The sequence below is a fragment of the Allosphingosinicella sp. genome, from assembly GCF_036387215.1.
Classification (GTDB): Bacteria; Pseudomonadota; Alphaproteobacteria; order Sphingomonadales; family Sphingomonadaceae; genus Allosphingosinicella.
On record NZ_DASVUE010000282.1, the window covers coordinates 1 to 6172 of the forward strand.

The window sequence follows — 6172 nt, forward strand, 5'->3', positions numbered from 1 at the left end:
CCCATCTGGTCGAAGAAGATGAAGGGGCCGACCGTGGTGCGCTCCTTGTGCGGAAGCGTCCGGTGGACCTTGAAGCCGCCGAGATCGTGCGTCGCCGGGTGGAGCGTCTGAATGAAGAGATCGTTGGTCATCTTTTCCCCCTCCTGCCGCGAACGGCACAAATGGCACGAATGGCACGAGAGTCACATGGAAACCCGGGGGGTCCTTCCCGGGGCGCGCGCCTTACGGGTGCGGGAAAGAGCGGATGCAGGGCTATTCGCGAGTCTCATCTCCCAACCGATGACAGGCTAGATCCTACTTGTATCCAACAATCGGCAGTTTACGTTGCGGAGAGCTTGCATCGCAGTCAGTCGCACCCCGCGCGTCATGGCTTCGATACCAACGCCACGGACACGCAGACATTAGGCCAGAAGATCAGCCTCCAGCTCGGAAATTGCCCTGGATAGCGGCAGGCGTAGGTCTGTGGTGGCCACGACTTGTGTTGCTTGGGCTGGCTCTGCTGCCGGCCCAAGCGCCTTGCCAACTGGTGCCTCCACCGCCGACGATCATCCACCCCGTGCGAGCCGATTGGCGCATTGTCGAGACGCGCTATCGCTGCGCCGGCGGAGAACGACGGTTCTCCGTGCGATATGACAATGCGGGAGTCACGTTCCTCGGCGGCGTCCGCAAGGGCAGGAGATTACCGGCGGCCGAGGTGGCACGCGCAACGGCGGGCCTGCGGCAGTTTGATGCGGTTTTCACCTTCAACCCGGAGTGCTCGGGGACCTTCGACTCGATCATGATTCTCGGGCGTGTCGGCAAGGATCGCATGATTGCTTTTCTTGTGTGGGAGGACGGCCGCGTGAAGGTTTCCGCCCCGCAGCCGCACAATTTCTAACGGCGTCTTCGTGCAACAGTCCTAGCCGCTTAGGGCCCGCATTCACGGTGCGGCATAGCCTCGTGATAGTGCGCGTGTCCTGCTACTCGCCCGGCGCTCTAGCTCTGATTGCCAGCGCATGTACCCGCTCTTCGAGTAATTCCCTGAGCGCCTGATTCACTGCCCGCTGCCGCGCCACTCGGCTCATGCCGGCGAAGCGGGCCGATTCGATCTCGACCGTGAAGTGGCTTTCGCCGCCATTGGCGTTGTAGCCGCCATGGCCGCGATGTTTTTCGCTGTCGTCAATGACTTGAAGGTGCGTCGGAGCGAGTGCCTCGGTAAGCCGTGCCGTGATTTCGGCTGCTACCGGACCGGTGGAAGAGGCGTTCATCCGGCCTATATACGGGGTTTGGCCGGGAAAGGGAGTAAGTGGCGAGTTCGGGCAAGAGGGAGACGCGGTTCCACGGCCGGGTCGAAGGGCATCGGACATGCGCCTATCCCGGCTGCACGGGCGCCGGCGAATTCCGCGCGCCCGGCTCCCGCCGCCCGAACTTCGATGGGCCGGGCAACTGGCAGTTCCTGTGCCTGGACCATGTCCGCGAGTTCAACACCGGCTACAATTATTTCAGCGGCATGAGCACCGAGGAGATCGAAGCGGCGCAGACGCCCTATGGCGGCTGGGACCGGGAAACGCGCGCCTTTGCCAATGTCGGCTCGCAGACGCCGCGCTGGGCGGACTTCACCGATCCGCTGGACGCGATCGGCGCCCGCTTCCGCCGCCAGCCGCCGCAGGAGCAGCGGAAGGACGGGCGCGAGCTCAGCGATACCGACCGGAAGTCGCTCCGGGTGCTCGGCCTTGGAACCGACACCGACCGGCGGACGCTGAGGCAGCGTTATGCCGAGCTCCTCCGCCGCTATCACCCCGATCACAACGGCGGCGACCGCGGCCACGAGAAGGCTTTGCAAGCCGTGATCGAGGCCTATACGCAGCTCAAATCGCGTCCCGCCTTCGCCTGACATCGAGAGAGAAATGGCAGATCTAGCCAACGTGAAACCCGACAGCCGCTCCACCACATTGATGGACGCGCCCGACCGGGTGGTGAAAGTGCGCGACCTGTTCGGCATCGACAGCGACATGGAAGTGCCGGCCTTCTCCGACGCGGACGAGCGCGTGCCGGACCTCGACCCCACCTATGTGTTCGATCCGGACGTGACGCTTGCGATCTGCGCCGGCTTCTCGAAGAACAGGCGGGTGATGGTGCAGGGCTATCACGGCACCGGCAAATCGACGCATATCGAGCAGGTGGCGGCGCGGCTGAAATGGCCGCTGATCCGGATCAACCTCGACGCCCATATCAGCCGAATCGACCTCGTCGGGCGCGACGCGATCGTGCTTCGCGAGGGGCAGCAGGTGACGGAATTCCGCGAGGGCCTGCTCCCCTGGGCGCTTCAGACGCCGACCGCGCTCGTCTTCGACGAATATGATGCCGGCCGCCCGGACGTGATGTTCGTGATCCAGCGCGTTCTGGAGACGGAGGGTAAATTGACCCTGCTCGATCAGAACAGGGTGATCCGGCCGAACCCGTGGTTCCGGCTGTTCGCGACCACCAACACGGTCGGCCTAGGCGATACGACCGGGCTCTACCACGGTACGCAGCAGATCAACCAGGGCCAGATGGACCGTTGGAACATCGTCGTGACGCTCAATTACCTGCCGGCAGAGACGGAAGCCCGGATCGTGCTCGCGAAATCGGGCGAGTACGACCATGCGGGCGGCCGCCAGGAGGTGGAGCGGATGATCAAGGTCGCTGAGCTCACCCGCCAGGGCTTCATGAACGGAGACATCTCGACGGTGATGAGCCCGCGCTCCGTGATCAGCTGGGCGCAGAACGCGCTGATCTTCGGAGACGTCGGCTCCGCCTTCCGGCTTACCTTCCTCAACAAATGCGACGAGGCGGAGCGGCCGCTGGTCGCTGAATATTATCAACGCGTGTTCGGCAAGGATTTGCCGGAAAGTGTTGCATCAAAAACAACAACTTAGCGTACTTCCCGCTGGACTCCGCCGGCTCCCGCCCTATTAGGGCGCGGGTTTTTCGCGGGGATGCGCAACAATGAAGAAATCGGTTTTGGCGGTCGGCATCGTGCCGATGGCCTTCTTGCTCATGGCGTCGGGCTATCAGGTGACGCCGTCAACCAACAGGATCCTGCCGGGTGAGGACAAGCTCACCGCCGGAACCGAGTTCACGGTCCGTAAGGGCGAGATTTTCTACAGCCGGCCGGTTGGCCGCGCCTGGAGTGCAGTGCTCGGCGGCGAGCTGACGCTCAACATCGCCGGCAAGAGCTCGACGCTCCCGGCCGGGATGCAGCTCAACGTCGCGCGCCGCGTGGGCGGAAAGGCCGGCGAGCAGCTCGACGACGGCGCCCGCGTCTTCTGCGCTCCGCTCGAAAGCAATTGGAACATCGGCAAGGGCCTGGCCAATCTGCTGACGCTTTCGCTGTTCGCGAGCAGCCAGCGGCTGCAGCCGAACACTCAATTCTGCGTGGTCGACACCGACCGCGACATGATGGTCGACAAGGCCTTTCTGTCGGGCGCGAAGAAGGCGGAGGACCTGCTTCCGATCGAGATCAAGCCGACTCCGGTGAAGGTCGAGCGGAATCTGCCTTTGCCAGGCGAGAGCGAGGCGCGGCTGCGCTTCGCAGGAGGCGTCGGCATCATGGGCAATCTGGGCATCGATATGGAGGTGATCGAGGAGGGACAGCGTCTCGTCTATTCGAACGGTCGGAGGTTCATCCCGAAGTCCAAGCTCCCGACGAAGGTCGATATCTTCGGAGCGTCCTTCACCGTGCTGAGCTACGATCCGGAGACGAAGGAGGCCAAGATCCGCTGGGAACGAGGCTTCCACCCTGCGCAGTATAACGTCACCACCACCACGACCACCACCTATATCCCGATCTATATCCCGCGGTAGCGCTTGACCGCCGCCCAAGCGGCTCCCTACCTCCGCGCTATGCCTGCTCAGGATAATCCCCTCGAATCCTTTCGCCAGGTGCTGACCGGCGCTTCGCGGGCGATCGCTCGGGAGCCGGAGGTGGAGCTCGGGTTCACCGCGGAGACTCCTTCGGCGCAGGGGAAGAGCATTCGCGCGCCGATGCCGGGGCGGACCCTGCCTGAGCGGGAGGTGGCCGAGGCGAGGGGCTATGCCGATGCGGCCGCGCTGAAGCTTCGGCATCACGATGCGGCGCTTCATTCCAGGAACTCGCCCCTGGAGGAGACGGCGCGGGCGGTCTTCAGCGCCGCCGAGCAGGCTCGGGTCGAGGCGCTGGGCGCGCGGGCGATGGAGGGGGTGAAGGCCAATCTCGGCCGCCTCACCGAAATGCGGATGCGCACCGATCCGATCACCCGCGCGCGCAACAAGGCCGAGGTGCCGCTTTCGACCGCGATCTCGCTGATGGTGAGGGAGCGGTTGACGGGTGAGCGGCCGCCGGAAGCGGCTCGCGCCGGCCTGAAGCTGGTCGAGGACTGGATCGAGGAGAAAGCGGGTGCGGACCTCGATGCGCTCGGGCTCGCGCTCGACGATCAGGCGGCGTTCGCGGCGCTTGCCACGAAGGTGCTTCAGGATCTCGACCTCGTGGAGGGCGATGCCGAGCTGGAGCGAGACCCGGACGAGGGCGAGGAAGGCGAAGGCGACGACCGGGACGAGGGCGACAGCGGCGAAGAAGAGAATCAGGACGACACCGGCGGCGGCGAGGGCGAGGCCGAGATAAAGGTCGAGCAGGGCGAAAGCTCCGAGGATGAGAATGAGGGCGATTTCTCCGACGAGGAGATGGGCGAGGGGAGCGAGGGTCTCGGGGAAGAGGGCGAGGAAGGAGTCCTCCCGGTCCGGCCCAACCGTCCGCTCTCCGACCTTCCGCCGCACTTCGACTACAAGGTCTTCACCACGCGCTTCGATGAAATGGTGGAGGCGACCGAGCTCTGCGATCCGGAGGAGCTCGGGCGGCTTCGGATGTATCTCGACCAGCAGCTGACGCACCTCCAGGGCGCGGTCACCAAGCTCGCCAACCGCCTCCAGCGGCGGCTGATGGCGCAGCAGAGCCGGAGCTGGGACTTCGACCAGGAGGAGGGGATACTCGACGCGGCGCGGCTCGCCCGGGTGGTCGTGAACCCCGCCCAGTCGCTGAGCTACAAGATCGAGCGGGACACCGAGTTCAGGGACACGGTGGTGACGCTCCTGATCGACAATTCCGGATCGATGCGCGGCCGCCCGATCTCGATCGCGGCGATCTCCGCCGACATCCTTGCACGGACACTCGAGCGGTGCGGCGTGAAGGTGGAGATATTGGGATTCACGACGCGCGCCTGGAAGGGCGGCCAATCGCGCGAGAAATGGCTGAGCGAGGGGCGGCCGCCGCAGCCGGGGCGGCTCAACGACCTTCGCCACATCGTCTACAAGAAAGCGGACGAGCCCTGGCGGCGCGCGCGGAGGAACCTCGGCCTGATGATGCGCGAGGGGCTGCTGAAGGAGAATATCGACGGCGAGGCGCTTCTTTGGGCGCACAACCGCATGATCGCCCGGCCCGAGGAGCGCCGGATCCTGATGGTGATCTCCGACGGCGCGCCGGTCGACGATTCGACGCTGTCGGTGAACAGCGGCACCTATCTGGAGCGGCACCTGAGGCAGGTGATCGGCTGGATCGAGGCGCGCTCGCCGGTGGAGCTGGTGGCGATCGGGATCGGCCACGACGTCACCCGCTATTACAGCCGGGCCGTCACGATCATGGACGCCGAGCAACTGGGTGGGACGATGATCGAGCAGCTCGCCGCGCTCTTCGACACGACGCCCTGACCCACAAATGAGTAGGGCCGGCACCTCCGAAGAGATGCCGGCCCCGCCCTCGTTACGCGACTCGAGGGATCTTCAAGCGCTTAGTAGCGGCTGCGGCAGCTGCTCTTGTGGATCGTGCGACCCAGGAGCGCACCCGCGGCGGCGCCGAGGATGGTGCCGGTGGTCCGGCTGCCGCGGCCCGCAATCTCGCGGCCGAGCAGAGCGCCGCCGGCGCCGCCGACGATCGTGCCGGTCGTCCCCTTGCAGCGGCGATAGCTGTTGCGGCCGTAGTAACGGTCGCCCTGGTAGGAGCGCTCGTAGCGGCTGTCATAGCCGTTGTGGCTGGCGAGCGCGGGGGCCGGAACGGCAGCGATGGTGCTGGCGGCGAGTGCGGCTCCGATGGTGATCTTCTTCAACATGATGAACTCCTTCACACTTCGATCTCGTGGTCGGCGCTTCCGGTCTGCGCTTCCGAATCTGGGTCGCGCCGGCC

At 65.2% G+C, this 6172-nt stretch carries 7 protein-coding genes and 1 pseudogene; 5 read left to right on the forward strand and 3 right to left on the reverse strand.

Features of this window, described 5'->3' with window-relative positions; translation table 11 throughout:
- Positions 1–131 (reverse strand): annotated as a pseudogene (locus VF662_RS11460) (pirin family protein); the annotation flags it as partial.
- Between the two features lie 347 nt (positions 132–478).
- On the opposite strand from VF662_RS11460, the gene VF662_RS11465 reads away from it, so the two are divergent.
- Entirely contained in the window at positions 479–877 is a 399-nt protein-coding gene (locus VF662_RS11465; protein WP_464141214.1) for a hypothetical protein, read from the forward strand.
- 82 nt (positions 878–959) lie between these two features.
- Here the strand turns inward: VF662_RS11465 and VF662_RS11470 are convergent, their stop codons facing one another.
- Positions 960–1247, reverse strand: coding sequence for a BolA family protein (locus tag VF662_RS11470; protein ID WP_464141216.1), 288 nt, complete (start codon positions 1245–1247; stop codon positions 960–962).
- 38 nt (positions 1248–1285) lie between these two features.
- Between VF662_RS11470 and VF662_RS11475 the strand changes: the two genes are divergently transcribed.
- The 4 genes from VF662_RS11475 to cobT all read left to right on the forward strand — a co-directional run bounded on the left by VF662_RS11475 (position 1286) and on the right by cobT (position 5700).
- Positions 1286–1873, forward strand: coding sequence for a DnaJ domain-containing protein (locus VF662_RS11475; RefSeq protein ID WP_464141218.1), 588 nt, complete (start codon positions 1286–1288; stop codon positions 1871–1873).
- A 13-nt stretch (positions 1874–1886) separates the two neighbouring features.
- Positions 1887–2897, forward strand: a complete 1011-nt coding sequence (cobS, locus tag VF662_RS11480; protein WP_464141220.1) for a cobaltochelatase subunit CobS — start codon at positions 1887–1889, stop codon at positions 2895–2897.
- 70 nt (positions 2898–2967) lie between these two features.
- Positions 2968–3825, forward strand: a complete 858-nt coding sequence (locus VF662_RS11485) for a hypothetical protein (RefSeq protein ID WP_464141222.1) — start codon at positions 2968–2970, stop codon at positions 3823–3825.
- Between the two features lie 39 nt (positions 3826–3864).
- Positions 3865–5700, forward strand: coding sequence for a cobaltochelatase subunit CobT (gene cobT / locus VF662_RS11490; protein WP_464141224.1), 1836 nt, complete (start codon positions 3865–3867; stop codon positions 5698–5700).
- Between the two features lie 80 nt (positions 5701–5780).
- Here the strand turns inward: cobT and VF662_RS11495 are convergent, their stop codons facing one another.
- Positions 5781–6098, reverse strand: a complete 318-nt coding sequence (locus VF662_RS11495; RefSeq protein ID WP_464141226.1) for a glycine zipper 2TM domain-containing protein — start codon at positions 6096–6098, stop codon at positions 5781–5783.
- Positions 6099–6172 lie beyond the last annotated feature (74 nt).